The organism is Pseudomonas sp. BP01 (assembly GCF_022760795.1).
Lineage (GTDB): Bacteria > Pseudomonadota > Gammaproteobacteria > Pseudomonadales > Pseudomonadaceae > Aquipseudomonas > Aquipseudomonas putida_Q.
This window is the reverse complement of the sequence record NZ_JAFBKA010000004.1, coordinates 169048-194374: the sequence shown is the minus strand read 5'-3', so window position 1 is coordinate 194374 and position 25327 is coordinate 169048. Positions and strand designations below refer to the sequence as shown.

Annotated in this window: 23 protein-coding genes, 1 pseudogene and 1 riboswitch; of the genes and pseudogenes, 13 read left to right on the top strand and 11 right to left on the bottom strand. The window is 63.6% G+C overall.

Annotated features, from left to right (window positions below):
* Positions 1-1068, bottom strand: a complete 1068-nt coding sequence (cobW, locus tag JOY50_RS06025) for a cobalamin biosynthesis protein CobW (protein ID WP_085623274.1) — start codon at positions 1066-1068, stop codon at positions 1-3.
* Between the two features lie 99 nt (positions 1069-1167).
* Positions 1168-1385: riboswitch (cobalamin riboswitch) on the bottom strand.
* 100 nt (positions 1386-1485) lie between these two features.
* Here cobW and JOY50_RS06020 point away from each other — a divergent pair.
* The 4 genes from JOY50_RS06020 (at position 1486) to JOY50_RS06005 (ending at position 5307) form a co-directional block, all read left to right on the top strand.
* Positions 1486-1863: a glyoxalase superfamily protein gene (locus tag JOY50_RS06020; RefSeq protein WP_243054917.1), complete on the top strand. Its 378-nt coding sequence runs from the start codon at positions 1486-1488 to the stop codon at positions 1861-1863.
* Entirely contained in the window at positions 1860-2219 is a 360-nt protein-coding gene (locus tag JOY50_RS06015; protein ID WP_132840489.1) for a hypothetical protein, read from the top strand. Before JOY50_RS06020 ends, JOY50_RS06015 begins: the two co-directional genes overlap by 4 nt.
* A gap of 354 nt (positions 2220-2573) precedes the next feature.
* The gene (locus tag JOY50_RS06010) at positions 2574-4151 is read left to right on the top strand and encodes an ATP-binding cassette domain-containing protein (protein ID WP_243054916.1); all 1578 of its coding nucleotides are present in this window, start codon (positions 2574-2576) and stop codon (positions 4149-4151) included.
* Positions 4152-4287: 136 nt separating this feature from the next.
* Positions 4288-5307 (top strand): branched-chain amino acid aminotransferase, encoded by a 1020-nt coding sequence (locus JOY50_RS06005; RefSeq protein ID WP_016487380.1) that lies wholly within the window; start codon positions 4288-4290, stop codon positions 5305-5307.
* Positions 5308-5502: 195 nt separating this feature from the next.
* On the opposite strand, the pseudogene JOY50_RS06000 reads toward JOY50_RS06005, so the two are convergent.
* A pseudogene (locus tag JOY50_RS06000) lies at positions 5503-5929 on the bottom strand (multidrug/biocide efflux PACE transporter).
* 92 nt (positions 5930-6021) lie between these two features.
* Here JOY50_RS06000 and JOY50_RS05995 point away from each other — a divergent pair.
* From JOY50_RS05995 to JOY50_RS05980, 4 genes are all read left to right on the top strand, one after another.
* Positions 6022-6876, top strand: a complete 855-nt coding sequence (locus tag JOY50_RS05995) for a LysR family transcriptional regulator (protein ID WP_132840483.1) — start codon at positions 6022-6024, stop codon at positions 6874-6876.
* 210 nt (positions 6877-7086) lie between these two features.
* Positions 7087-8832 (top strand): hydantoinase B/oxoprolinase family protein, encoded by a 1746-nt coding sequence (locus JOY50_RS05990; RefSeq protein WP_132840481.1) that lies wholly within the window; start codon positions 7087-7089, stop codon positions 8830-8832.
* A 13-nt stretch (positions 8833-8845) separates the two neighbouring features.
* Complete coding sequence (locus tag JOY50_RS05985) at positions 8846-10930, top strand: hydantoinase/oxoprolinase family protein (RefSeq protein ID WP_243054915.1); 2085 nt, start codon at positions 8846-8848, stop codon at positions 10928-10930.
* A 147-nt stretch (positions 10931-11077) separates the two neighbouring features.
* Positions 11078-12034 carry a helix-turn-helix domain-containing protein gene (locus tag JOY50_RS05980; protein WP_132840476.1) on the top strand — a complete coding sequence of 319 codons (957 nt, stop codon included), beginning with the start codon at positions 11078-11080 and terminating at the stop codon, positions 12032-12034.
* A 9-nt stretch (positions 12035-12043) separates the two neighbouring features.
* Here JOY50_RS05980 and JOY50_RS05975 read toward each other — a convergent pair whose 3' ends face one another.
* Entirely contained in the window at positions 12044-12937 is an 894-nt protein-coding gene (locus JOY50_RS05975; RefSeq protein WP_028613822.1) for a DUF2950 domain-containing protein, read from the bottom strand.
* Positions 12934-14313: a DUF3300 domain-containing protein gene (locus JOY50_RS05970; protein ID WP_243054914.1), complete on the bottom strand. Its 1380-nt coding sequence runs from the start codon at positions 14311-14313 to the stop codon at positions 12934-12936. Before JOY50_RS05970 ends, JOY50_RS05975 begins: the two co-directional genes overlap by 4 nt.
* 204 nt (positions 14314-14517) lie before the next feature.
* On the opposite strand from JOY50_RS05970, the gene JOY50_RS05965 reads away from it, so the two are divergent.
* Positions 14518-14769 carry a hypothetical protein gene (locus JOY50_RS05965; protein WP_132840472.1) on the top strand — a complete coding sequence of 84 codons (252 nt, stop codon included), beginning with the start codon at positions 14518-14520 and terminating at the stop codon, positions 14767-14769.
* An 81-nt stretch (positions 14770-14850) separates the two neighbouring features.
* Positions 14851-15570 carry a TorF family putative porin gene (locus tag JOY50_RS05960; protein WP_132840469.1) on the top strand — a complete coding sequence of 240 codons (720 nt, stop codon included), beginning with the start codon at positions 14851-14853 and terminating at the stop codon, positions 15568-15570.
* On the opposite strand, the gene JOY50_RS05955 is transcribed toward JOY50_RS05960, so the two are convergent.
* The 5 genes from JOY50_RS05955 to JOY50_RS05935 form a co-directional block, all read right to left on the bottom strand.
* On the bottom strand, positions 15567-16439 hold the full coding sequence (locus JOY50_RS05955; RefSeq protein ID WP_132840467.1) for a DMT family transporter: 873 nt from the start codon (positions 16437-16439) through the stop codon (positions 15567-15569). The two genes, JOY50_RS05960 and JOY50_RS05955, sit on opposite strands and share 4 nt — an antisense overlap.
* 100 nt (positions 16440-16539) lie before the next feature.
* Positions 16540-16950 (bottom strand): RidA family protein, encoded by a 411-nt coding sequence (locus tag JOY50_RS05950; protein ID WP_028613817.1) that lies wholly within the window; start codon positions 16948-16950, stop codon positions 16540-16542.
* A 99-nt stretch (positions 16951-17049) separates the two neighbouring features.
* Positions 17050-17262 (bottom strand): PLDc N-terminal domain-containing protein, encoded by a 213-nt coding sequence (locus JOY50_RS05945; protein ID WP_028613816.1) that lies wholly within the window; start codon positions 17260-17262, stop codon positions 17050-17052.
* Between the two features lie 121 nt (positions 17263-17383).
* The gene (gene cysS / locus JOY50_RS05940; RefSeq protein ID WP_132840465.1) at positions 17384-18766 is read right to left on the bottom strand and encodes a cysteine--tRNA ligase; all 1383 of its coding nucleotides are present in this window, start codon (positions 18764-18766) and stop codon (positions 17384-17386) included.
* A gap of 9 nt (positions 18767-18775) precedes the next feature.
* A complete protein-coding gene (locus tag JOY50_RS05935) occupies positions 18776-20479 on the bottom strand; it encodes a glutamine--tRNA ligase/YqeY domain fusion protein (protein ID WP_132840462.1) in 1704 nt (567 codons plus the stop codon).
* Positions 20480-20727: 248 nt separating this feature from the next.
* Here JOY50_RS05935 and JOY50_RS05930 point away from each other — a divergent pair, with 248 nt between their 5' ends.
* Entirely contained in the window at positions 20728-21231 is a 504-nt protein-coding gene (locus JOY50_RS05930) for a peptidylprolyl isomerase (RefSeq protein WP_132840460.1), read from the top strand.
* Positions 21228-21950, top strand: coding sequence for a UDP-2,3-diacylglucosamine diphosphatase (locus JOY50_RS05925; RefSeq protein WP_132840458.1), 723 nt, complete (start codon positions 21228-21230; stop codon positions 21948-21950). The genes JOY50_RS05930 and JOY50_RS05925 overlap by 4 nt, the downstream gene beginning before the upstream one ends.
* Positions 21951-22108: 158 nt before the next feature.
* Here the strand turns inward: JOY50_RS05925 and JOY50_RS05920 are convergent, their stop codons facing one another.
* Positions 22109-24415 carry an acylase gene (locus JOY50_RS05920; RefSeq protein WP_243054913.1) on the bottom strand — a complete coding sequence of 769 codons (2307 nt, stop codon included), beginning with the start codon at positions 24413-24415 and terminating at the stop codon, positions 22109-22111.
* Positions 24416-24612: 197 nt separating this feature from the next.
* Here JOY50_RS05920 and JOY50_RS05915 point away from each other — a divergent pair, with 197 nt between their 5' ends.
* Complete coding sequence (locus tag JOY50_RS05915; protein ID WP_243054912.1) at positions 24613-24987, top strand: fe2+ zn2+ uptake regulation protein; 375 nt, start codon at positions 24613-24615, stop codon at positions 24985-24987.
* Between the two features lie 36 nt (positions 24988-25023).
* Here the strand turns inward: JOY50_RS05915 and JOY50_RS05910 are convergent, their stop codons facing one another.
* The gene (locus tag JOY50_RS05910; RefSeq protein ID WP_003248064.1) at positions 25024-25212 is read right to left on the bottom strand and encodes a hypothetical protein; all 189 of its coding nucleotides are present in this window, start codon (positions 25210-25212) and stop codon (positions 25024-25026) included.
* Positions 25213-25327 lie beyond the last annotated feature (115 nt).

The window sequence follows — 25327 nt, the reverse complement described above, 5'->3', positions numbered from 1 at the left end:
TCAGGCGCCCAAGGCCTGGCGCAGGCGCGCTTCCAGCTGGGCAGCGTCGAGGTCCTGGCCGATCAGCACCAGGCGGGTGATGCGCGGCTCGTCGGCACGCCAGGCGCGGTCGAAGTGCTTGTCGAAACGCGTACCCACGCCTTGTACCAGCAGGCGCATCGGCTTGCCCGGGATGGCAGCGAAGCCTTTGGCGCGCAGGATGCCGAACTCCACCACCAGCTGGGTCAATGCATCGAGCAGCAGGCTTTCGTCAGCCTCTGGCAGGTCGATGGAAATGGAATCGAAAGCGTCGTGATCATGGTCGTCATGATCATCGCCGTCGTGGTGCGAATCGTGGTGGGTGCGGCGGCCATCGATGTGCGCCTCGGACTCGGCGCCCACGCCCAACAGTACCTCCAGTGGCAGCTTGCCGCTGCTGGCCTCGACCACCTTGACTGCCGGCGGCAGTTCTTCGGCCACTTCGGCGCGGACCTTGGCCAGGCCTTCGGCGTCGATCAGGTCGGCCTTGTTCAGTACCACCAGGTCGGCGCTGGCCAGCTGATCGGCGAACAGTTCGTGCAGCGGTGATTCGTGGTCCAGGTTAGGGTCGAGCTTGCGCTGGGCATCCACCTGGTCGGGGTAGGCAGCGAAGGTGCCGGCAGCCACGGCCGGGCTATCGACCACGGTGATGACCGCGTCGACGGTGCAGGCGTTGCGGATTTCTGGCCACTGGAAGGCTTGCACCAGCGGTTTGGGCAGGGCCAGGCCGCTGGTTTCGATCAGGATGTGGTCCAGGTCGCCACGGCGTGCCACCAGCTCGCGCATGACCGGGAAGAACTCTTCCTGCACGGTGCAGCACAGGCAGCCGTTGGCCAGCTCATAAACGCGGCCGCTGGCTTCTTCTTCGGTGCAACCGATGCTGCACTGCTTGAGGATTTCACCGTCGATGCCCAGTTCGCCGAATTCGTTGACGATGACCGCAATGCGGCGGCCCTGGGCGTTGTCGAGCATGTGGCGCAGCAAGGTGGTCTTGCCCGAGCCGAGGAAGCCGGTGACGATGGTAACGGGGAGCTTGGCCAGTGTTTTCATGTCGCATTGCCCTTGGCAGAGTGGCGCGGGCATGCAGGACGAGAGCCGCGGGCCAGGTTGGCCGGGCTTGTTCGCCACCGGATCACCCCGCCCGGTTGAAAGTCGAAAACGTTGCGAGGCAGGTCTCCTGGCTTGCACCGTTCCAGTGCGCTGTTCAGTTGAACGGCGGGCTGGCGGGATGACGCCTTCCCGCGCGTTGGCGCAGTGGCTCTGTCGATCCGTTGTCGGTGCTTACAGTTGCGGGGGCAGCCGCGGCTTGTACCGCGTTCCCGTCTTAGCTTCGGCCTGGCCGAAGAACCTCGAAGTGGCAAGGCTACGCAGTGGCTGGCGGGTGGTCAACCATTGCGGGGGGCTTGCCGACAACTCTTGACACCACTGCGGTACAGTGGCGACTTTGCCCACTGTCAAGGACGCCCCATGCCCCTCGCCCCCGCCATCCCGGTACTGCGCATCTTCTCGGTCGACAAGGCCAGGGAGTTCTACATGGATTTCCTCGGTTTCAGCCTGGACTGGGAGCACCGCTTCAGCCCGGACCTGCCGTTGTACATGCAGATTCACCGCGATGGCCTGATCCTGCACCTTACCGAGCACCATGGCGATGCCTGCCCCGGCTCTACAGTGTTCGCCCGCCTCGACGACTTGCGGGCGCTGGAGCATGAACTGCAAGGCAAACAGTACGGTTACGCCTGGCCCGAAGCCGAGCGCCTGGACTGGGGCCTGCAGATGCAGGTATGCGACCCGTTCGGCAACCGCCTGCGCTTCTGCCAGCAGATCGATGACGAGGCCAACCTGTGAAGGCGCTGGGCAAACGCGAAATGGCCCGCCTGGAGCGGGAGTTGGTAGCGTGCCTGACGGACGCCTGTGAAACCGCCAAGGCAGAAATCGTCGGCTTCACCTGGCTTACCCATCGTCTCGATCCCGAGCATTTTCCGGCCAGCCTGCGTATTACTTGGGTGTTTGAACAAGAGGCCGACAAAGTCGCTGCTGTGGCGGGTGAAGCAAAGGCACGCATGCTTGCGCTGACCCGTCAGGCGTTGGACCACGCCGGCATACAACTGGATCACCCGGCCTGGCATGTACGGTTTGACAGCGAAGAGGCCTGCGAACAGAGCCACGGAGGCGACTGGGCCAAGCGCTTGACGGGGCGCTGAGCCCAGGGCCAGACAAGCTCGGGCGCCGCTCGCGCGGCGCATCGCCGGCAAGCCAGCTCCCACCCTGACCGCGCCGGCCTGACGCCATGCGCAGTACCTGTAGCTCCACCCTGACCACGCCGGCCTGCCGCCATGCGCAGTACCTGTGGGAGCTGGCTTGCCGGCGATGAGGCCAGTGCAGGAAACCCATACACGGCGGGCGGTACTTTACCCGCCCCCGACGGGCCGTTAGGCTACGCACTCCCCCATCACGAGGTGTTCGTCCAATGCGCCATTGATGCCGCCGTCCATTCGACGGCCAGTCTTCAGCCTCCGGTTTGCTCCGGAGATGTCGCGGCATTTGTGGAGTTGTGCATGACGAACACGTCGATCCTGACGCTGGACAGCGTCTCCTTGGCCTTGCCTGATGGCCGGCTACTGTTTACCGACCTTAACGAAACCTTCGACCAACGGCGTACCGGCCTGGTCGGGCGCAATGGCGTGGGCAAGAGCCTGCTAGGGCAGGTTCTTGCCGGCCAGCGTGCACCGAGCAGCGGCCAGTGCAGGCGCCGGGGGCCTGTCCATCTGCTGAACCAGCAGGTAATCGAGCGCAGCACCACGCTTGCCGACCTGGCCCAGGTGGGGTCGGTGGTTGCGGCGCTGGAGCGCATCGAGCAAGGCAGCATCAACCCCCAGGATTTCGACACCGTTGCCGAGCGCTGGGATATCCGCGAGCAATTGCAGATGCACCTGCAGCGCAACGGCCTGGGTCACCTTGACTGGCGCCAGCCCGCACGCAGCCTGAGCGGCGGCCAGGCCATGCGCGTGGCGCTGGCAGGCGCATGGCTCAGCGGTGCCGACTACCTGATACTCGACGAACCGAGCAATCACCTGGACAGCAACGCCCGTGCCCAGCTGCTGAGCATGATCGAGGCCTGGGACCGAGGTTTGCTGGTAATCAGTCACGACCGCAGCCTGCTGGCGCACATGGCGCGCATTGTCGAACTATCCAGCCTGGGGTTGCAGGCCTATGGCGGCAACTACAGCTTCTATGCAGCACAAAAAGCCAGCCAGATGGCGCAGGCCCAGCAGCAACTTGCCCGACTGAAGCAGCAGCAACAACGCCAGGCCCGTGAACTGCAGCGCCAGCGCGAAGACCAGGAACGCCATCAGGCCCGGGCCGGGCGTCAAGCCAGGCATGCCAACCAGGCCAAGATCCTGGTCGACCGCCAGCAGGAGCGCAGCCAGGCCACGGCGGGAAAGCAGCACCGCGACCATCGCGACGCCCGGCAAGCATTGCTGGGCAAAGTGCATGACGCCGCCCGCCAGGTCGAGCAAGCCACTGCGATTACCTTGCATGCCCCCACGCCCCAGCGTCATGCGGGCCGCGAAGTGTTGGCGTTGCAGGCACTTCGCTTGCCCCATGGCACCCGCAAACCGCTTGACCTGCGCTTGTGCCTGGGCCAGCGGCTGGGCCTGATCGGCGCCAATGGCAGTGGCAAGTCCACGCTGCTACGGCTGCTGAACGGGGAATTACCGGCGTCGCCCGACACGTTGCGCCGCAGTGGCGAAACCGCCTTGCTCGACCAGCACTGCAGCACGCTGGCAGGCCACAGCAGCGTGCTTGAACACCTGCGCCAAGCCAACCCGGTGCTGGCCCAGGGCGAATTGCGCAGCCGCCTGGCACAACTGGGCCTGGATGCGGCCCGCGTCGAGTTGCCCAGCAGCCTGCTCAGCGGCGGCGAGCGGATGAAGGCAGCGCTGGCCGCCGTGCTGTACCGCGAGCGGCCACTCGACCTGTTGCTGGTGGACGAACCCGGCAACCACCTGGACCTGCCGTCACTGGCAGCCCTGGAGCGCATGCTCGGGGAGTTTCGCGGGGCGCTGATGGTCGCGTCCCATGATGCGGTTTTGCTGGAAAACCTGGCACTGGATGAGTACCTGCGGTTGTAGGAACCGAAAAAAAAGCATCGCAGGCTATCAATTCGTGACTGGCCGTTCCCGATCCGCGACGGATGTATTATGGTGACGTGGTGCGCATATAACAGCAGCCCGAGCGATCGGGCACTTGCAAGACAATGAGGGTGTCATGAGCAACGAAAGCATTAACTGGGACAAGCTGGGTTTCGACTACATCAAAACCGACAAACGCTACCTGTCCGTATGGCGCAATGGCGAGTGGGACAAGGGCACCCTGACCGACGACAACGTGCTGCACATCAGTGAAGGCTCCACGGCCCTGCACTACGGCCAGCAATGCTTCGAAGGCCTCAAGGCCTACCGTTGCAAGGACGGCTCGATCAACCTGTTCCGCCCGGACCAGAACGCCGCCCGCATGCAGCGCAGCTGCGCGCGCCTGCTGATGCCGCATGTGCCGACCGATGTGTTCATCGAAGCGTGCAAACAAGTGGTCAAGGCCAACGAAAAGTTCGTGCCACCGCACGGCAAAGGCGCCCTTTACCTGCGCCCGTTCGTGATCGGCACCGGTGACAACATTGGCGTGCGCACCGCCCCCGAGTTCATCTTCTCGGTCTTCGCCATCCCGGTGGGCTCGTACTTCAAGGGCGGCATGAAGCCGCACAACTTCCAGATCTCCAGCTTCGACCGCGCCGCCCCACAAGGCACCGGCGCAGCCAAGGTGGGTGGCAACTACGCTGCCAGCCTGCAGCCAGGCGCTGAAGCCAAGAAGGCCAACTTCGCCGACGCCATCTACCTCGATCCGCTGACCCATACCAAGATCGAAGAAGTCGGTTCGGCCAACTTCTTCGGCATCACCGCCAACAACGAGTTCGTTACCCCGAAATCGGCCTCGGTGCTGCCAGGCATCACCCGTCTGTCGCTGATGGAACTGGCGCAATCGCGCCTGGGCCTGACCGTGATCGAAGGCGATGTCGAAATCAGCAAGCTGGACCGCTTCATCGAAGCCGGCGCTTGCGGTACCGCTGCGGTGATTACCCCGATCGGCGGTATCGAGTACAACGGCAAACTGCACGTGTTCCACGACCTGGAAAAAGTCGGCCCGGTTACCCAGAAGCTCTACAACGAGCTGACCGGCATCCAGAGCGGTGATGTTGAAGCACCGGCAGGCTGGATCGTCAAGGTCGCCTGAGGCGCATCAGCTGTATGAAAACGGGGCATGCCAGCGATGGGATGCCCCGTTTTTTTTGAATGTGTTGATGACCCTGTGGGAGCGGGCGTGCCCGCGAACACCGGCGCAGCCGATGCCATCCACCGTGTCGCCTGCTTCGCGGGCTTGCCCGCTCCCACAGGGAATGTGCAAGCTTTCGGCTTTGCGCGAACAACTTTATGCCACGCGACGCTGCATCAGCAGATGCCGGGCTTTGTCGAACGCCCAGTTGTACAGCACGGTGTAAGGCAGGATGATCACGAAGAAACCCAGCTCCACCATGAACGCCTGCAGCAGCGAAATATCCAGCATCCACGCCGCCACCGGCAGGCACCACACCACCAGCCCGGCCTCGAAGCCCAGGCCGTGCACAAAGCGCGCACTGGCCTTCCAGGATGCGTTCGGTCTGCACCCAGCGATCAACTAGCGCGTTATAAACCATGTTCCACAGCATGGCGATCATCGACAGGGTGACCGCCAACGCACCCGCCGTCGCCAGCGATTTGCCCATCACCCAGGACAACAGCGGTGCGCACAGCAGCACCGCGAATACTTCGTAGCCCACGGCGTGTACCAGGCGTTCGGTGAAAGAGACCGTTTTCATTGCAAATTCCATCCATTGCGTGAGTCGTGCTTCCTATTTTCTTTGATAGAACTGATACTCGCGACATAGCTACCATCGGTTTTATCAATACCATGCGCTACTCACCCGAGGCTCTGGTCGCCTTTGTCGAAGCCGCATCGCTGGGTTCGTTTTCTGCGGCGGCACGCAAATTGCGCAAAAGCCAGTCCACGATCAGCATCGCCATCGCCAATTTCGAGGCCGATATCGGCTGCTCGCTGTTTGATCGCGGTGGCCGCCACCCCACGCTGAACGAAGCGGGGCGACAGGTGCTAAGCCATGTCGAAGCGATCCTGGACGCCAGCGCCCAGCTCGATGCCCTGGCGGTAAGGCTGGCGCAAAACGTCGAGGCGCTGGTCTCGGTGGTGATGTCGGACAGCTATAGCGTCACCTTCCAGGGCGCGGTGATGGCTCGCTTTGCACAGCACTACCCGCACACCGAATTGCGCTGCGGCCCGGCGGAAGACGCCGATGTGATCGAAATGGTCCAACAGGGCCTGGCCCAGGTCGGCATTCTTGCCACGCAGCCCAGCTACCCCGCCGACGTGGCAGTGGCGCGCTTGCCGGAGCAGGCAGAGTTCGGTGTGTATGTGGCCAGCGGGCACCCCTTGGCAGGCCGTGCAACCGTGCAACCGCAACACCTTGAAAACGCGCGGCAGCTCTACATCAAGACCTATGCCCCCAGCCTGCACCGCGGCCGCGGCCAGGCCTGGTCGGCACCGGATTACCTCACCCTGCTGGAATTTGCCGTGCGCGGGTTTGGCTGGGCCGAACTGCCCAGGGCGCTGGTGGCGCGGTTTGGCAACGAGCTGGTGGAGTTGCAGATAGCGGGTTACCCGCGCCGGGTGGATATGGATGTGGCCTGGTCGAGCCGGCGGGCGCTTGGGCCGGCGGGGCAATGGCTGGTGCGGCAGATGCTGGGGCAGTAGGTCTCAACCTGCCAGAATTTGGGGCTGCTGCGCAGCCCATCGCGACACAAGGCCGCTCCTACAGGGGTCATGTTCTCTTGTAGTGCGCCATAACACAACAACCAGTACACCCAGCGACAAGCCTTCCCCACGCCCTGCCCCGTAGCCTGTCACCACGCGCCGCCCTGCCGCGGCACGCAGCCAAAGCACAAGAACAAACGTTGGTGACCTATGCAGACAGTAGATCCGATCACCCTTGCGGTTGTCCGGGGTGCGCTGGAGACAGCGCAACGCGAAATGACCCTGACCCTGGAAAAGACCGGGCGCTCCAGTGTGTTCAACCTGGCCCACGACTATTCCAACTCGCTGTTCGACCACCTGCCGGAAATGATCCTGCAAGGCCAGGACATACCCATCCATCTGGGCTCGCTTATCCCGGCCATGAAATGCGTGGCCGAATTCTTTGGCGACGATATTGCCGAAGGCGACGTGATCTACCACAACGACCCCGCCTACAAGGGCAGCCATATTCTCGACTGCTGCATGTACAAGCCGGTGTACTACCAGGGCGAACTGGTGTTCTGGACGGTGTGTAAAGGCCACCTGACCGACATCGGCGGCCCCGTACCGGCCGGCTACAACCCCGATGCCAAGGAGATCTACGCCGAAGGCCTGCGCATTCCGCCGGTCAAGCTGTGGGAAAAGGGCAAGCGCCGCGAAGACGTGATCAACTTCATGCTCACCAACATGCGCGCCCGCCCCTATCAGGAAGGCGACCTCAATGCCCAGTACGGCGCCTGCAAGGTTGGCGAGCGGCACTTGCTGGAGCTGCTGGACAAGTACGGCGTGGCCCAGGTGCGGGCGTGCATTGCCGAGCTGAAGCACATGGCCGACCGGCACATGCGCGCGCTGTTGCGCGACGTGCCGGACGGTGACTACAGCGGCACCGCCGTGCTCGAAGATGCAGGCCACGGTCTGGGCGAGCTGGCAATCACCGCCCATGTGCAGATCCGTGGTGACCAGGCCCATGTGCGCATCGACAGCCCGCCGCAAGTGCCCTACTTCATCAACTCCTACGAAGGCAACTCGGTCTCGGGCGTATACCTGGGGCTGATGATGTTCGCCCAGGTAGCGCCGCCCTACAACGAAGGCCTGTACCGTTGCGTAACGGTCGATGTCGGGCCCAGGGGTACCTTGTGCAACGCCGAGGAACCGGCGCCCCACGTCAACTGCACCACCACGCCAATGGAAACCTTGGCCGATGCTGTGCGCACCGCGCTGGAACAGGCCTCGCCACAGCGGGTCACGGCCTCCTGGGGGCACACCAGCGGCATCAACATCGCCGGCCACGACCCGCGCAACGGCAACAGCGAGTACGTGACGATGGTACTGGCCTCGATCATTTCCGGCGCCGGTGCCAACCAGGTGATGGATGGCTGGCACGCCTGCGGCCCGCTGTGCTGCTTCGGGGCGCTGATGAGCGGTGATATCGAGCTGCTCGAACACGCCTACCCGGTGCTGATCCACCGCTACAGCCTGATGGCCGACAGTGGTGGCGCCGGTGAATTGCGCGGTGGTTCGGGCACCCGCCTGGAGATCGAGCCGCTGGACCACGCCATGACCGTGGTCGGTTTCGGCGAGGGCCGCCAGTTGCCCACTGCGGGCGCGGCCGGGGCACGCAACGCCCTTCTCGAGCCCAAACTGGGCCGGCTGATCCATCGCCACGCCGACGGTAGCGAAGACCACTACACGCAGAACCCGATGCTTACCCTGCAGCCCGGTGAGCGGATCATCAACATCAACCCGGGTGGCGGTGGCTACGGCGACCCGCTGCGCCGTCCGGTCGCAGCAGTGCTGGAGGATGTGCGCAGCGGCCTGGTCTCGCCACAAGGGGCAGCCCTGGAGTATGGCGTCGTCGTCGATGACGATGGCCGCCTCGACGAAACCGCAACCCGCCTTGCCCGCGCCCAGCGCTGACCGGAGAACCATCATGCGTAATCAATATCGCCTGGGCATCGATGCCGGCGGCACCTTCACCGATTTCATCCTGGCCGACCGCGACGGCGGCGTGCAGCTGTTCAAGGCCCCGTCCACGCCGCAGGATGGCACCTTGGCCATCCGCGCCGGCCTGGCGCAGATCGCCGACGCCACCGGGCGCAGCCCAGCCGAGCTGATCGCCAACTGCGACTTGTGCATCAACGGCACCACAGTGGCCCTCAATGCGCTGATCGAGCGCACCGGGGTCAAGGTGGGCCTGCTGTGCACCGAAGGCCATGAGGACAGCCTGGAAATCCGCCTGGGCCACAAGGAAGAAGGCCACCGCTACGACGCCCATTACCCGCCGGCGCACATGCTTGCCCCACGCCATCTGCGCCGCCCGGTAGGTGGGCGCATCCTCGGCGATGGCCGTGAGCACAGCCCGCTGGACGAGCGCGCCATTCATGACGCCATCGACTACTTCCGTGCCGAAGGCGTGCAGGCCGTGGCCATTTCCTTCCTGTGGTCGGTGCGCAACCCCAGCCACGAGCAGCGGGCCGCCGAGCTGGTACGGGCCGCCCTGCCCGGGGTGTTCGTCTGCACCGGCTGCGAGGTGTTTCCACAGATTCGCGAGTACACCCGCACCTCCACCACCGTGGTCAACGCCTACCTCAGCCCCGTGATGGCGCGCTACGTGGCGCGCATCGATAGCCTGTTCCAGGAGCTTGGCGCGCAGCAGCCAGTGCGCTATTTCCAGTCCAACGGTGGCCTGGCGCCCGGGCACCTGATGCGCGAGCGCGCCGTCAATGCGATCAACTCCGGCCCCGCTTCGGCGCCACAGGCAGGGCTGGCGGTGGCGAGGCCGTTCGGTATCGATAACGTCATCACCGTAGACATGGGCGGCACCTCCTTCGACATCACCCTGACCAACGCGGGGCGCACCAACTTCAGCAAGGACGTCGACTTCCTGCGCCAGCGCATCGGCGTGCCGATGATCCAGGTGGAGACCCTGGGCGCCGGCGGCGGCTCCATCGCCCACCTGGACGAGTTGGGCATGCTTCAGGTGGGCCCACGCAGCGCCGGTGCCATGCCTGGCCCGGTGTGCTATGGCAAAGGCGGTAGCGAACCCACGGTAACCGACGCCAACCTGGCCCTGGGCTACCTGCCCGACGGCGCACTACTGGGCGGCAGCATCCGCCTGAACCGCCAAGCCGCACTGGACGCTATCCGCAGCAAGATCGCCGAACCGTTAGGTATCAGCGTGGAACGCGCAGCATTCGGCATCACCACCCTGGTAAACCTGAACATGGTGAACGGCATTCGCCGCGTGTCCATCGAACGCGGCCACGACCCACGCGACTTCGCCCTGATCGGCGCTGGTGGCGCGGCGGGCATGCACGTGGTGCGCCTAGCCGAGGAAATCGGCATGCAGACCGTGTTGATCCCCAAGGTGGCCTCAGGCCTGTGCGCGTTCGGCCAGATCCTGTCCGACGTGCGCTACGACCAGCTCACCAGCCTGTCCATGCGACTGGACGGCGGGCACGTCAACCTGGCGCAGCTCAACCAGGCCCTTGCCGAGCTGCGTCAACAAGGCCTGGCAAACTTGCGTGAAGACGGTTTTGGCGACCAAGCCAGCAGCTGCCACTACACCCTGGAAATGCGCTATCTGGGGCAGATCCATGAATGCAGCGTGGAGCTGCAGCAGCATGCACTGGATGACGCGGGCCTGGCCGCACTGATCAGCCGCTTTCACAGCCGCCACCAGACCCTGTACTCGTACAGCGAGCCTGACAGCCCGGTGGAGCTGGTGAACCTGGAGTGTTCGGTAATGGGTCACCTGCCGCGTCCGCCACAGCCCGAGTTGCAGGGCCAGGCCCAACCACCCGCGCCTGCCCCGGAAGGTGTCCGCCCGATGCTGTTCAGTGCCGAGGGCGAATGGCAACCCACACCGGTGTTCAACGGCAACCGCCTGTTACCTGGGCAGACCGTGCATGGCCCCTGCGTGATCGAGGAAGACACCACCAACATCGTCCTGCCACCCGGCTGGCAGGCGCGCCTGGAGCCTTCGGCCACCTACAGGGTGACACGCGGGGCTTGATCAAAGGGTCGGCGTGCGTCGATCATGGGCCTGAAGCCGCCCGGCAACCTTGCGCTGCCGGGCGGTTTGCACAATAACAAGAGCTGCTTGAGTAGCTTGCCTGCAGTTCCTTTTTTCAATGCTGCCCTCTTTGAAAAAGGACCCACCATGCCCACAGAAATCTCGACCCACAGCTGGGCACAGCCGGAGCGCCAGGCGCGCTGGGCCGAAGCCATCAGTGACACCTATTTCCCGTTGAGCCTGGAGTTTGCCAGCGAGCAGCCATTCGATGGCCACCTGCAGCGCTGGAGCACGCCCAGCACGCCACTCAGCCTTTCACGCCTGCGCTCCAGCCCGCTGGGCTACTCGCGCAGCAAGGCGCACGTTGGCCAGGACCATGAGGCGTTCTACCTGGTCACGGTGCCGCGCAGCAGCGAAGTACACTTCGAACAGGACGGCCACCCGCTCAGTTGCAGCCCGGGCGGGTTCATCGTCGAGCGCGGCGATGCGCCTTACCGCTTCCATTACGGCACGCAGAACGACCTGTGGGTGCTCAAGCTGCCCGAGCGGGCACTCAAGGCCAACCTGCTCGGGCACAAGCGCTATACCCGGCATTGCTTCGATGCCAGCCAGGGCCTGGGGCGTATCTTTGTAGAGCAACTGGACCTGTGCGCCCGCCATTTCGACGCCAGCCCGGCCGCTGCCCGGCACCTACTGCTGGAACAGGCTTCGGCCACGCTGCTGCTGGCCCTGCAACAGGATGAGCGAGTACTGGGCAGCGAAGGCAATAACCTCAGCACCCTGCACCTGACACGGGTCGAGCAGTATGTGCAGCAACATCTGGGCGACCCCGAACTGTCGCCACCAACCATCGCCAGCGCCTGCGGGCTGTCGTTGCGCTACCTGCACAAGCTGTTCGCGATCACGCCCTACACCCTTGGCGAGTGGGTGCGCCAACAGCGCCTGGAGGCCGTGCACCGACAACTGCGCGACCCGCATTGCCACCTGGCCATCGGCGAGCTGGCGTTCCGTTGGGGTTTTACCGACCAGGCGCAATTCACCCGGGCGTTCCGCCAGCACTACGGGTGCACGGCGCGAGAAGTCAGGGCGGCGCGATTGCAGTGATTGTCGGGCTCAATCCCCTGCCGCCACATCCACTACCTTCCAGCTGTCATCCGGATCAAAGCGTTTCATCTCCTTGGCCAGCCTGTCGCCATGTGGCCCGAGGTCTTTCTCGAACACCTGGCCGTCATGGCTGATCATGAAACTCATCACACCGGTGTCGTTGTACCTGGCCGGCCAGGCGACCATGGCGAAACCACGGCTCATCTGGCTGCCGATCAGGTAGCTGTAGGCGCCACCGGGGGCGGATGGGCCTTGTCCGTCAAGGATGCGGAAATGGTAGCCATACCAGTCATCGCCAACCACATCCTGGCCGAACAGCGGCCCCAGCGGGCTGACCTGGCCATCGCCGTCGTCATCCCAATACAGCCCGTCATGCTTGCCGGGCTCGCTGAAAATCTTCTGCGCGTACTCCAGCGCACCGTTGCCGTTGTGGTCCTGGGTGGCGTATTCCATTTGCGCATCGTGATAGGCCAGCAGCGACTGCAGAACACCCAGCTCGTTGCGCCCGATGCGCCGGGCGCGGATTTCGGCGCTGCCGGCCTTGAGGTCGAAGCGCCAGCCCTGGCTGCTTTGGGTCAACGGTATGGGCAAGGTCCAGTGGGCGTTGCCCACCGCCAGGATAGCCTTGCCCTCGCCTGCCCTGTCGATACTGTGCTGCGCGTGATACTGCTGCAAAAAGGTGTCCACGTCGCTGCGTTGCACACCGCCACGCGGTATGTAGGTGCGCCAGTCATCACCCAGCAACTGGGCCAGGCGGGTTTCATCGGCCTTTTCCGTGCCCAGCGCCGCAATGAAGGACTCCACGGCCTTCTCCGGCGTCGGGAATGCCTCCTGTGCGGCCGCCAGGGAAGCCCATGCCAAGCCTGTCGCAAGCAGCATTGCTGCAAATACTGGACGTTTCATCGACGGCCTCCTCCGCCACGACGCACTGGCGCACTGGGCCGGGAGATCTGGTGGCCGGCAGCACGGGATGCATTGGGCCGCTGGGCAAACGACTGGCTGGTACGACCGCGGTTGGCCTGCAGGTTGGTGCGTGACGGCGAACGTACGCCATCAAAGGCATTGTTACGCGCCCGGCCGGCGCTGTTGGCCGGCCGGTTCTGTGCCACCTGCCGGCCTTGGGTATTGCGTGTTTCCTGGCGACGGTCGGTTGCTCTGGCAGTGTCGCCACGGGATTGCATGCGGTTGCCCACCGACTTACCCGCCTGCGCCTCGCGCATTTGCTGGCGTGCCTGGCGGTTGTCGGTGGCCGGCCGTTCCATACCCGCGCGGTCCATCGAGGCCCGGGCCTTGTCCCGGGCCTGCGCCCGCTGGGCGTCGTCGCCACGGAAGGCGGTGCGCTGGGAGGCACCGTCCAGTTGGCGGCCATACTGCTGGCGGCTGCGGGCATCGCGGTAAGGCACCCCTTCGCGGTTGGCGGCATTGTGCTGCCATTTGTTCTGGTTGTTGGTGATGCGGTTGTTGGCGTTGATGTTGTTGTATCGGTTGACGTCGATGTCGATGTCGTTGTTGCCCCAGTCGCAGTCGCCCCACAACGAGGCGACGACCGCCACGCCGGTACCGAAGGCCAGGCCGGCCACCAGCGCGGAACCGGCGTAGTACATCGGCGGCGGCGGGTAGTACACGGGCGGCGAGGCTGGGTAGGCCCAAGTACCATAGGTGGTGGTGGGGTTGTAACTGGGCACGTACACCACTTGCGGCTCGGCAGGCTGGATGATGATGGTGGATGGGGCACTGCTGGAAGCCTGTGTTGCCGGGGCGGCCTGCACGGTCACGTTCTGGTACTGGTTGCTTTGCAGGTTGCCGGCAGCCTGTGCCTGGTGACGCAAGCGCTGTACCGCGCCCATGACATCGTCGGGCTGCGCCAGGAACGCATCACCCAGGCGCTGCACCCACGCCGGGTCCTGGCCCAAGGTCGCGAGCAGTTGTGGGAAGGCTACCAGCGCTTGTACGCTCGGGTCCCACGGCTGCTTCGCGACCTGTTTGACTGCAGCATCGCCCGACGCCTTGGGGTTGGCCTTGGACCAGGTGACAGCTTCGCTCACCTGTCCCGGGTAAGTGGCGGCCATCAATACCTGAGCCAGCAGCGGGTCGGGGTACAACGCAACCGGCGCCAGCATCTGGTCCAGCTGCTCTTGCGTGAACACCGGGGTCTTGGCCGCGACCGTGTCGGCTTGCGGGGCTGGGTCGGGGGCTGGTACGTCCTGCGCCAGCGCCAGGCCGGGGGCGGCGTTCAGGCACATAAGCGCTGACAGCAAAGCAAACAATGGCATGCGCATCGCTTATCCCCATGAGGTCAGATCGCGTGGGTTAAGGGTAGCAATGGCGATGCTTTTAGCTAGAGGCGAGCGTGCAAACTTTTAGCACTGATGCTTGCGTCAATAGTGACTATCGAACAAGGCAATTTCTACTGAGCGGCCCGGCTTAATAACCTAGCGCCATCGATTCGAACCTGGCGAATCCCCGCATTCCGGAGCTGCTCGATGAACACCAAGGCCCGCCTTTTCCTCACTGCCCTGGCCGCTACCGGCATTGCCGTACTGGCTGGCTGTGCCAACCACCCTGAACTGCGCACCTACAGCGCTGAAGAAACCCGCCAACTGCAACTGGAAGCGTTGCAGCGCCGCGGCCTGTCCCTGGACGACTACGAGCAGCAACGGCGGGTAATCCAGCGTGCCGGCAACCTGCCCGTGGTGACCGAAACCGCCGACGCAGACCGTTCCACCAAAGGCTGAGTGGGGCAGGTAACGGTTCCCTCCTTGCACCTGCGCAGGTATGCTTTACCGCTCAACCGCAAGCCTTCCAGGACGGAGACCATGACCAGGCCCCTTCTGTTGCTGAGTGCTGCATTGCTATTCAGCCCGGTGCTGCTGGCCCAGCAGATAAAACGCGAACTGGGCGACTTCGACTTCACACTCGGCACCACACCCTCGCGCAGCATGGCCCAAGGCCTTATCTCACCCAGTGCCGTCGGCGCATTCCACGGTGGCCTCGACTTCAGCCACCCCAACGGCTGGTACCTGGGGCAGTACGCCCCAAGCATGGGCGTCACCCCCAACTCGACCCTGCGCCTGGACAGCTACCTGGGCTACAAGCACCATTTCGACAGCAGCCTGGGTTATGAGGTGGGGTTGATCCATTACAGCCAGCCGAATATCGCAGGCCCCGACAGCTATGCCCTGTACGGCGGCATCTCGGTGCTGGGCAACCGCTTCGGCGGCGCGTTGCGCGACAACCCCGGCAACCGCACCGGCACCCTGTTCGCCGACTTCGGCCAACTGCCCCTGTTCGATGTCGACTTCACCGTCAAGCTCGCCCATCATCGCCTGGGCACGCCGTTCACCATTGGCGACGGCAGCCAGGTGAGTGCCTTTTCCGACTGGTCGCTGGAGCTGTCGCGGCCCTGGCTTGGCATCGACTTGAACCTGATCTACAGCAACTCCAGCCTCGCTGGCGGCGGTTGCGATGCGTATTCGGGGATCAACACCTATTGCGACAGCGTGGTCACGCTAAAGGCGCAGCGCAGTTTCTTCTAGCGCCGTGGCGCCAGTGCCAGTGCAATACCGCCCAGCACCACCACGCACGCGATCAGCAAGCGCAACGACAATGGCTCGCCAATCAGGACAACGCCGCCCAGTGCGGCAATTACCGGCACACTTAGCTGCAGGGTTGCTGCCTGTTGCGCACTTACCTGCCTGACCACGCCATACCACACGGCGTAGCCCGCGCCAGAGGCCAGCACGCCGGAGCCCAAGGCATATAGCAAGCCCAGCGGTGTGAGGTGCGGGCCAGCGCCCAGCAACAGCATCGGTAGCAGTAGCGCCAGGCAAGGCAGGCTACGGGCAAAATTGCCGGCAGTATCGGCCAGTGGCCTGGGCGAGCCTCTGCCCAGCAACGTGTACACGCCCCAGGCCACACCTGACAGGGCCATCAGCAAGGCACTGGCCAAGGGTGGCGCCGCTGCACCCGGCAACAACAGCACCAGCAGGCCGGCAAAGGCGATCAACATGCCCAGCAGCGTGCGTGCGGTGATGCGTTCACCTTTGTACCAGGCAAACCCGAACATGGTGATCTGCACTGCACCGAACAGCAGCAATGCTCCCGCACCTGCGCCCAGCTGCAGGTATGCAGCAGAGAACAAAAAGGCGTAGAGGAACAGGGCCAGGCCGCCACGCCAACTGCCACCCATGGCCAGCACCGGTTTGCGCAGGCGAATCAACAACAGCAGAAATAAAGCACCACTGGCCAGGCGAACCACAGTGAACGAAGCCGGGTCGATGGCCCCGTCCTTCAGCGCCAGCCGACAGAACACCGAGTTGGCGGCGAAGGCTATCAGGCTGAAGAGTGCAGGCCAGACCCAGGCCTTGGCATTGCGGTCGGCAAGCGTGGTGGTGCCGGTGCTCATGGTGTGGTCACCTCTGAGGGAATATTGTTGTTATCGCGGCCATGCCGGTACCGATATACAACAAAGGGGTTCCAAGACGCCACCACAGCATCATCAAGCGCTAAAGCGCTGCCACAGCATCGATTTCCACCAGCATGCCATCCAGCGCCAGGCGGGGTACCGGGATCAGCGTGCAAGTAGGTTTCATGTGCGGGCCCCATGCCCTGTCGGCTTCGGCCACCCATTGGCGCAGCCGCGCTTCGGAATGCTCCACAATCAGCAGGGTCAGCTTGAACACCTGGGCCAGGCTGGCGCCTTTGGACGCCAGCGCCAGCTCAAGGTTTGCCAGTGCCTGACGGGCCTGTTCGGCAAATAATGGCGACAACTGCCCGGTGCTGTCCTCCCCGCCCTGGCCGGCGATGAACAGCAGGCGGCTGCCCGCGCGCACTTCGGCGATATGAGAATAGGCATTGCCGCTGGGGTCGTACAGGCCCTCAGGGTTGCCAAGCTGGAATGCGGTTGATTGGGTCATGACAAGCCCTCGCTCGGTTGGAAGAGCGGGGCAGTATCAGACCTGAAGTTAACTCGAGGTCAAGCGCAGGGGCGCGCCCCACGCCTGACGCTGGCGCGGTCATTTCTCCTGCAGTACTGCCCTGCCCTTCACCGCCCGCGGCCCGCGCCAGGCCCAGAACAACAACCCCGGGAATGGTGCGTAGACGACGAATACGACCCACAGCATCTTGCGCTCGGCGCGCCGATCGCTGCCGATGATGTGCCAGATGGCCCAGATTTCCAGCAGGATGACCAAGGCTGCGATGATGATCCAGATCGTTCCGATTTCCATGAGCGCTCTCCCATTTGGCATGTAATGGGTTGGGTCACAAATGGCGCTAAGGGTTCAGATTGATTTGATTGCGACCACCGTTTGCTGCGAATGGGCTGCAAAGCAGCCCAATTTGCACTGATTAGTCAGCCAGACGCCAGGTAGTCGCGCCCTTGCTGTCTTCCAGCACCACACCCATTGCAGTCAACTGGTCACGAATGCGGTCCGACTCGGCCCAGTTCTTGTCCGCACGCGCCTGCAGGCGTGCCTGAATCAGGCCTTCCACCTCGGCAGCATCGACCTTGCCCTCGGCACCGGCACGCAGGAACTCATCGGCCTCCAGCTGCAGTACACCCAGCACCTCACCCAGCTCACGCAGGCGGCCAGCCAGGCCGGCAGCAGCTTGCGGGTCGCTGTCGCGCAGGCGGTTGATCTCACGCACGAGGTCAAACAATACGGCGCAGGCTTCAGGGGTACCGAAGTCGTCGTTCATCGCCACGCTGAAACGCTCGACAAACGCTTCGCCGCCCTTGGCCGCCACCCGTGGCAAGCCGCGCAGGGCGTGGTAGAAGCGCTCAAGCGCGCCCTTGGCATCGCGCAGGCTGTCTTCGGAGTAGTTGATCGCGCTGCGGTAGTGGCTGGCCACCAGCAGGTAGCGCACCACTTCAGGGTGGTACTTCTCGAGCACATCGCGGATGGTGAAGAAGTTGTTCAACGACTTCGACATCTTCTCGCCGTTGATTCGGATCATGCCGCAGTGCATCCAGGCGTTGGCGTACTGCTTGCCAGTGGCTGCCTCGCTCTGGGCAATCTCGTTCTCGTGGTGCGGGAACTCCAGGTCGCTGCCACCGCCATGAATATCGAAGCTCTCACCCAGGCAGCAGGTGGACATCACCGAGCACTCGATGTGCCAGCCCGGACGGCCCGGGCCCCATGGCGATTCCCAGCTCGGCTCGCCCGGCTTGACGCCCTTCCACAGCACGAAGTCCAGCGGGTCCTGCTTGGCTTCGTCGACCTCGATGCGCGCACCGATGCGCAAGTCTTCGATCTTCTTGCGCGACAGCTTGCCGTAGCCGACGAACTTGCCGACGCGGTAGTACACGTCGCCATTGCCCGGGGCGTAGGCGTACCCCTTGTCGATCAGGGTCTGGATCATCGCGTGCATGCCGGCGATATGGTCGGTGGCACGCGGCTCCTGGTCTGGCGGCAGGATGTTCAGGCGGCGCTCGTCTTCGTGCATCGCGTCGATCATGCGGGCGGTCAAGGCGTCGAAGCTTTCGCCGTTCTCGTTGGCCCGGTTGATGATCTTGTCATCGATGTCGGTGATGTTGCGCACATACGTCAGCTCGTAGCCGCTCTTGCGCAGCCAGCGGGTGACCAGGTCGAAGGCCACCATGCTGCGGCCATGGCCCAGGTGGCAGTAGTCGTACACGGTCATGCCGCACACGTACATGCGCACCTTGTTGCCATCCAGCGGCTTGAAGGTTTCCTTCGCTTTGCTCAGGGTGTTGTAAATGGTAAGCACGGCGTTTCCTCAGCTGCCCCAGGAGTCACGCAGGGTGACAGTGCGGTTGAACACCGGGCGGCCCGGCTGGCTGTCTTTCAGGTCGGCGCAGAAGTAGCCTTCACGCTCGAACTGGAAGCGGTCCTCGGGCTGCGCCTGGGCCAGCGACGGCTCGGCACGGCAACCGCTTAGCACTTGCAGCGAGCCAGGGTTGATGTTGTCCAGGAAGCTGCCGCCCTCCTCGGTCTTTTCCGGGTTCGGCGAGCGGAACAGGCGGTCGTATAGGCGCACTTCGCACTCGACGCTGCCCTCGGCCGGCACCCAATGGATCACGCCCTTGACCTTGCGGCCTTCAGGGTTCTTGCCCAGGGTGTCCGGGTCGTACGAGCAACGCAGTTCGACGATATTGCCGTCGGCGTCCTTGATGGCCTCGTCGGCGCGAATCACGTAGCTGCCACGCAGGCGCACTTCGCCGCCCGGCTCCAGGCGCTTGTAGCCCTTGGGCGGTTCTTCCATGAAGTCATCGCGGTCGATGTACAGCTCGCGTGCGAATGGCAGCACGCGCACGCCCATGTCTTCCTTAGGGTGGCGCGGCAGCTCAAGCTGCTCCACCTGGCCTTCCGGGTAGTTGGTGATGACCACTTTCAGCGGGCGCAGCACGCACATGGCGCGCGGTGCGGTGCGGTCCAGGTCGTCACGGATGCTGAACTCGAGCATCGACATGTCGACCACGCCATCGGAGCGGTTGGTGCCGATCATCTCGCAGAAGTTGCGGATCGACGCCGGGGTGTAGCCACGGCGACGGAAGCCGGACAGGGTCGACATACGCGGGTCGTCCCAGGCGTCGACGTGCTTTTCGTCAACCAGCTGCTTGAGTTTGCGCTTGGACGTGATGGTGTAGTTCAGGTTCAGGCGGCTGAACTCGTACTGGCGCGGGTGTGCAGGCACCGGCAGGTTGTCGAGGAACCACTCGTACAGCGGACGATGCCCTTCGAACTCCAGGGTGCAGATGGAGTGGGTGATGCCCTCGATAGCGTCCGACTGGCCGTGGGTAAAGTCATAGTTGGGGTAGATGCACCATTTGTCACCGGTCTGGTGATGGTGGGCATGGCGGATGCGGTACAGGATCGGGTCGCGCAGGTTCATGTTTGGCGAGGCCATGTCGATTTTTGCCCGCAGCACGCACTCGCCGTCCTTGAACTCGCCGGCCTTCATGCGGGCGAACAGGTCGAGGTTTTCTTCCACGCTACGCTCGCGGAACGGGCTGTTCTTGCCCGGCTCCTTGAGGTTGCCGCGGTATTCCTTGGCTTGATCAGGGGTCAGGTCGCAGACATAGGCCTTGCCACGCTTGATCAGTTCGACCGCCCAGTCGTGCAACTGGTCGAAGTAGCTGGACGCATAACGCACGTCGCCGGCCCAGTCGAAGCCCAGCCATTTGACGTCGCTTTGAATGGCGTCGATGTATTCCTGGTCTTCCTTGGCCGGGTTGGTGTCATCGAAACGCAGGTGGCAGACGCCCCCGAATTCCTTGGCCAGGCCGAAGTTGACGCAGATCGACTTGGCATGGCCGATGTGCAGGTAGCCGTTAGGCTCCGGCGGGAAGCGGGTAACGATGCTGCTGTGCTTGCCCGAGTCCAGGTCGGCCTGGATGATCGGCCGCAGGAAGTTCGCAGGGACAGCGGGGGCGCCTTTGGCAGCGGCGTTGGGCGCGTTGTCGGCAGTGGGCTTGCTCATAGGATCCTTGAATGCACGTGTCCGGCCTGGGTAGGCCGATTGAATCAAAGGGCCTATCATAGCCGAAGCAGTCAAGCTGCTGACAGTCGGGCCCGGACAAACTGGCGTGATTTATCACGGCTTTTTGCCCAAGCCTGGCAAAATGGCCAGTGCGCGCCATGTGTCGTGAGCGCCTGAACATGCGTCAGGTGATAACCGGCGCCCTGCGCACCCTAATTCCCGATTGCCTTGAAAAAGCGAGTTTCAGCATGTCCAAAGTCAAACTGACCACCAACCACGGCGACATCGTCATTGAACTGAACGCTGAAAAAGCCCCGATTACCGTGGCCAACTTCATCGAATACGTCAACGCAGGCCACTACACCAACACCGTGTTCCACCGCGTGATCAAGGGCTTCATGATTCAGGGCGGCGGTTTCGAGCCAGGCATGAACGAAAAGCGTGACAAGCGTGCCAGCATCCAGAACGAAGCTGACAACGGCCTGAAAAACGCCAAGTACACCATCGCCATGGCCCGCACCATGGAGCCGCACTCTGCGTCGGCGCAGTTCTTCATCAACGCCTCCGACAACGACTTCCTCAACCACAGCGGCAAGAACGTACAGGGCTGGGGCTACGCGGTATTCGGCGAAGTGATCGAAGGCCGTGAAGTGGTTGATGCCATCGAGAAGGTCGCCACCGGTTCCAAGGCTGGCCACCAGGACGTACCAAAAGAAGACGTGATCATCGAGAAAGCCGAGATCATTGAGTGATACTGCTGATCTCCGATCTGCATTTGCAAGAAGAGCGCCCGGACATTTCCCGGGCGTTTCTTGATCTGCTAGACGGCCGTGCCCGCCACGCCAAGGCGCTGTACATCCTGGGCGACTTTTTCGAAGCATGGATCGGCGACGATGCCATGACCCCCTTCCAGCAGTCGATCTGCCAGGCCATGCGGCGGCTGAGCGACAGCGGTACGGCTATCTTCCTGATGCATGGCAACCGTGACTTCCTGATTGGCCAGGCTTTCTGCGACGCTGCGGGCTGCACATTGCTGAGCGACCCCAGCGTGATCGAGCTGGGCGGTGAGCAGGTGCTGCTGATGCATGGCGACACTTTGTGCACCCGCGACCTGGGTTACATGAAGATGCGCCGTTTACTGCGCAACCCGCTGAGCCTGTGGGTGTTGCGGCACCTGCCGCTGTCGGCCCGCTACAAGCTGGCGCGCAAGCTGCGCAGTGAAAGCCGCACGCAAACCCGGATGAAGTCCACCGAGATTGTCGACGTCACGCCCGAGGAAGTCCCCAAGGTGATGGCGGCGCACGGCGTGCGCACGCTGGTGCATGGCCATACCCACCGGCCGGCGATACACAAGCTGGTGGTTGATGGGGAACCGGCACGGCGCATCGTGCTGGGCGACTGGGACCGCCGCGGCTGGGCCTTGCAGGTGGATGAGCAAGGGTTTCAGCTGGCACCGTTCGAGTTTTCCTGACGCGCATTGCATGCCCCATGCAGGAGCGGCCTTGTGCCGCGAAAGGGCCGCACAGCGGCCCCAGATCTCAGCATAACCACCGAAATTGCTGGGGCTGCTCCGCAGCCCTTTCGCGGCACAAGGCCGCTCCTGCAAGGTCGCAGTCGCGGCAGAAAGCGCTACTGTTGCGCCACTGCCCCTTTGTCCCGCTCACTGATCACCACTTCCCGATACGCCGGGTCTGCCTTGATCTGCGCTTCTGTAAACGGAATCACCGCCAGCTGCTTGGCCGCAAAGGCCTTGGTCTGGTCGCTGGCATGCACCGAAGCCGCTTCGCTCGACTGCGAGGACGCCAACAACCCACGAGCCTCTGGCCCCTTGTCGGTGAAGCTGACCAGTTGCAGGTAGCTGGTACCGCTGACCACCAGCCGCTTACCCTGCCCGTGCGGCACACTGTACATCGCGTTGTACACCCCCAGCGCCTGCGGGCCACCCGGTACCGGTGTGCCGTCGAGCGCCTGCTGCACCTGCCCCCAACGCGCCTCCCCGGCTACGCCGCTGTCGTTCACCTGCTTGAGCGACGCCAGTGCAGCATCATGAACCAGCTTGCGCACGGCCGCCTGCTCCACCGCCAAACCACGCGGCGTGTGCTGCGGGTCGGCCGGGTCAAAGGCCACCCGCCAGCTTTCCGGGTGTTCGGCCACGGCATCGAACAGGTTCTGGAAGTGCACCAGGCCAATACCACTGTCGAGGTCGGCCTTGCCGTTCCAGGCAGCCAGGCTGCTGCACACGGCCTGTACATCTGCGCCTGCGCCCTCGCACCATTGCAGCAGGTCTGGCAGCACCAGGCTGGCCAGGTAGACCTCGTCGTCGGTCACCATGCGCTGCAGGTCATCAACGCCCAGCCTTGCCGTGCCCTGCAGACGCTGCAGGGCAAAGCGGCCGCGCATGCCCAGCGGCTGGTCACTGCGGCTGACCAGGGGTGAGTATCCGGTCAGCGGCTGCGCCGGATTGGCCATCCAGGCCGGGTCGTTGGAGTTCTGCACGAAATCCTGGCGCTCAAGGCTCGGCAGCAGTCGCGCCGGGAAGATACCCGGTTGCGCAGCTTGCGCGTCAACCTTCCACTGACACGCGCTACGCGCCCCATCCAGCACCACCAAGCGCCCTTGTGCCTGCGGGTTGCTGCAAGCGGCCAGCAGTTGCTGGTCGACATACGGCACCACCGATTGGTTAAGGTACAAAGCACGACCACCCTGGTCCACGGCCAGGGTGTTGACCCAGGGGATGCCTTGCAACTGTTCGACCGAGCCTTTCAACGCTGCCAGGCTGTCGGCACGGTTGATCTGGTACCACTGCTGCAACACCCGGGTGTTGTCCAGGTTGGCGTCACGCAAGCTGTAGGCCGCATGCGCATCCCAATCCAGGCGCCCGGGCCATTGCACCACCGGGCCGAATTGCGAACTGTAGACCTGCCGCTCCACTTGGCTGAGGCTGCCATCCTCGGCCTTGACGGCGACGCTGATGGTTTGCCGGGCCAATGGCAGCGACTTGCCATCCAGCAGGTAACGGGTCGGGTCCTTGGGGTCTAGCTGAAGGCGGTACAGGGTGAAGTGCTTGGAGGTATCAACGGTGTGCGTCCAGGCCAGATGCCTGTTGAAACCGATATTGACCACTGGCAGGCCCGGCAATGCCGCGCCCATCACATCGAGCTGACCGGGGATGGTCAGCTGCATCTGATAGAAACGCATGCCGCCCATCCACGGGAAGTGCGGGTTGGCCAGCAACAAGCCGCGGCCATTGAACGAACGCTGCGCCCCTACGGCCACCGCATTGCTGCCGCGCTCCGTGGCAAAGCGTTCTTGCCGCGCCAGCGCTGTGGCGAAGCCTGCCGAGGTCTGCCGGCTGGCCTGCGCAGGTGGTTGCGCACCCGCCAGCGCCTCGACGAACTGCCCGACGCCACCCTCGGCCAATAGCCGGCGGGTCAGCTTGACCAGGTCCTGGCTGGTGATCGGCCGCAGCCACTCACCGTTGCCACATTCGGCGGGCAAGCCTTCGCGCCGGCGCTCGGCCAGCGCCCGGTTGTAGCCGCTGGCATAACCCGCCAGCAGTGCCTGCACCTGCGCCGGTTGCGCCTGCAGGAACGCATCGACCGCCCCTGGGCTGTTGAGCCAAGTAAAGAACACGTCGCTGGCGAGGTTGTCACGCTGCTCCAGGGTCTTGCCCTTGGCACCGAAATGGCGTGAGCGCTCACCGCTCACAGTCAGCACCTCGTTGGCCAGCAGGCACAGGTTGTCCTGGGCGTAGGCATAGCCGACGCCATAGCCCAGGCCGCGCTCATCCTTGGCCACGATATGCGGCACCCCGTAACTGGTTCGACGGATCTGCGCACTGGCATCGGCGGCGGGCTGCGCTTGTACGGCAACGCTGAAGGCCGCCAGTGCAGCGGCGAGGCCTGCGCAAGTCATGGGACGAGAAATTGGAAACACGGGCACTCCTGGGATTCGGGGTCTATCCCGATCAGACGAATGTCCAGATGAAAATTTTACGTATTACAAGGCGATGGAACGTCTTGAAGAGGAACAGGCATATTTTTTCAAGAGTGGGTTGCAGTTTTTGCGTTCTCATTCGTCCTAGTTAGTGAGGCAACCACATATCGGGTTAGTCCACGAAAAGGAGCATTCACATGTACAACCCGCAACCCTCGACCCAGGCTGGGCGCGTCCCAGGCAAAGCGCCCAACGGACAGGACGCTTTTTCTGAAGAACGCATCGGCAACGAACAGATCCGCGAGCTGCTGCGCACTTTCGGCCTGCGCACCAGCCTGATCAGGCTCAAGGTGATCGATGCCCTGCACGCTGCCGACCGCAATGGCCGCAGCATTGGCGTACGCGGCGTGCACGCGCAACTGGCACAGCTGGATATTCCGCTTTCATTCCTCAGCGTGCGTGAAGTGCTCAAGCGGCTGTGCACCGAAGGTGTCATCGAGCTGGGCAATGACAAGTGTTACAGCCTCAACCCCCAGGCGCGCGCCGTACTGGAGCAGACATCCTCGAGCTGAGCGCATGGCCGGCCACAGCTGGCCGGCCCGCAGGCGTCAGGGTTTGACCTTGCGCCGCAGAATGCCGTTGATCACCACGACCACCACGGCGATGGCGATGGCCAGCATCTGGAAGGTCTGCTCACTGATCGTGCCCTGCTTCTGCAGGTGGGACAGGCCCAGCATCAGGCCCAGTACCACCAGGATGATCAAAAGGGAATATTTGAGGCGCTGCACGTGTGTCATCGAAAGTTCCTTGCAACATCAGGGGCAAATGGCTCGTAACGAGCCGTGGCAATGATACAACGCCCATAGGGCCCGGCGCTGCATTTCCTGCTGGGTAGGGTGCCGACTGCCTGAA

Excerpts from the sequence above, each read along its gene's own strand:
- cobW (WP_085623274.1), bottom strand. The coding sequence starts at position 1,068 with ATGAAAACACTGGCCAAGCTCCCCGTTACCATCGTCACCGGCTTCCTC.
- JOY50_RS06020 (WP_243054917.1), top strand. The coding sequence starts at position 1,486 with ATGCCCCTCGCCCCCGCCATCCCGGTACTGCGCATCTTCTCGGTCGAC.
- JOY50_RS06010 (WP_243054916.1), top strand. The coding sequence starts at position 2,574 with ATGACGAACACGTCGATCCTGACGCTGGACAGCGTCTCCTTGGCCTTG.
- JOY50_RS06005 (WP_016487380.1), top strand. The coding sequence starts at position 4,288 with ATGAGCAACGAAAGCATTAACTGGGACAAGCTGGGTTTCGACTACATC.
- JOY50_RS05995 (WP_132840483.1), top strand. The coding sequence starts at position 6,022 with ATGCGCTACTCACCCGAGGCTCTGGTCGCCTTTGTCGAAGCCGCATCG.
- JOY50_RS05990 (WP_132840481.1), top strand. The coding sequence starts at position 7,087 with ATGCAGACAGTAGATCCGATCACCCTTGCGGTTGTCCGGGGTGCGCTG.
- JOY50_RS05985 (WP_243054915.1), top strand. The coding sequence starts at position 8,846 with ATGCGTAATCAATATCGCCTGGGCATCGATGCCGGCGGCACCTTCACC.
- JOY50_RS05980 (WP_132840476.1), top strand. The coding sequence starts at position 11,078 with ATGCCCACAGAAATCTCGACCCACAGCTGGGCACAGCCGGAGCGCCAG.
- JOY50_RS05975 (WP_028613822.1), bottom strand. The coding sequence starts at position 12,937 with ATGAAACGTCCAGTATTTGCAGCAATGCTGCTTGCGACAGGCTTGGCA.
- JOY50_RS05970 (WP_243054914.1), bottom strand. The coding sequence starts at position 14,313 with ATGCGCATGCCATTGTTTGCTTTGCTGTCAGCGCTTATGTGCCTGAAC.
- JOY50_RS05965 (WP_132840472.1), top strand. The coding sequence starts at position 14,518 with ATGAACACCAAGGCCCGCCTTTTCCTCACTGCCCTGGCCGCTACCGGC.
- JOY50_RS05960 (WP_132840469.1), top strand. The coding sequence starts at position 14,851 with ATGACCAGGCCCCTTCTGTTGCTGAGTGCTGCATTGCTATTCAGCCCG.
- JOY50_RS05955 (WP_132840467.1), bottom strand. The coding sequence starts at position 16,439 with ATGAGCACCGGCACCACCACGCTTGCCGACCGCAATGCCAAGGCCTGG.
- JOY50_RS05950 (WP_028613817.1), bottom strand. The coding sequence starts at position 16,950 with ATGACCCAATCAACCGCATTCCAGCTTGGCAACCCTGAGGGCCTGTAC.
- JOY50_RS05945 (WP_028613816.1), bottom strand. The coding sequence starts at position 17,262 with ATGGAAATCGGAACGATCTGGATCATCATCGCAGCCTTGGTCATCCTG.
- JOY50_RS05935 (WP_132840462.1), bottom strand. The coding sequence starts at position 20,479 with ATGAGCAAGCCCACTGCCGACAACGCGCCCAACGCCGCTGCCAAAGGC.
- JOY50_RS05930 (WP_132840460.1), top strand. The coding sequence starts at position 20,728 with ATGTCCAAAGTCAAACTGACCACCAACCACGGCGACATCGTCATTGAA.
- JOY50_RS05915 (WP_243054912.1), top strand. The coding sequence starts at position 24,613 with ATGTACAACCCGCAACCCTCGACCCAGGCTGGGCGCGTCCCAGGCAAA.
- JOY50_RS05910 (WP_003248064.1), bottom strand. The coding sequence starts at position 25,212 with ATGACACACGTGCAGCGCCTCAAATATTCCCTTTTGATCATCCTGGTG.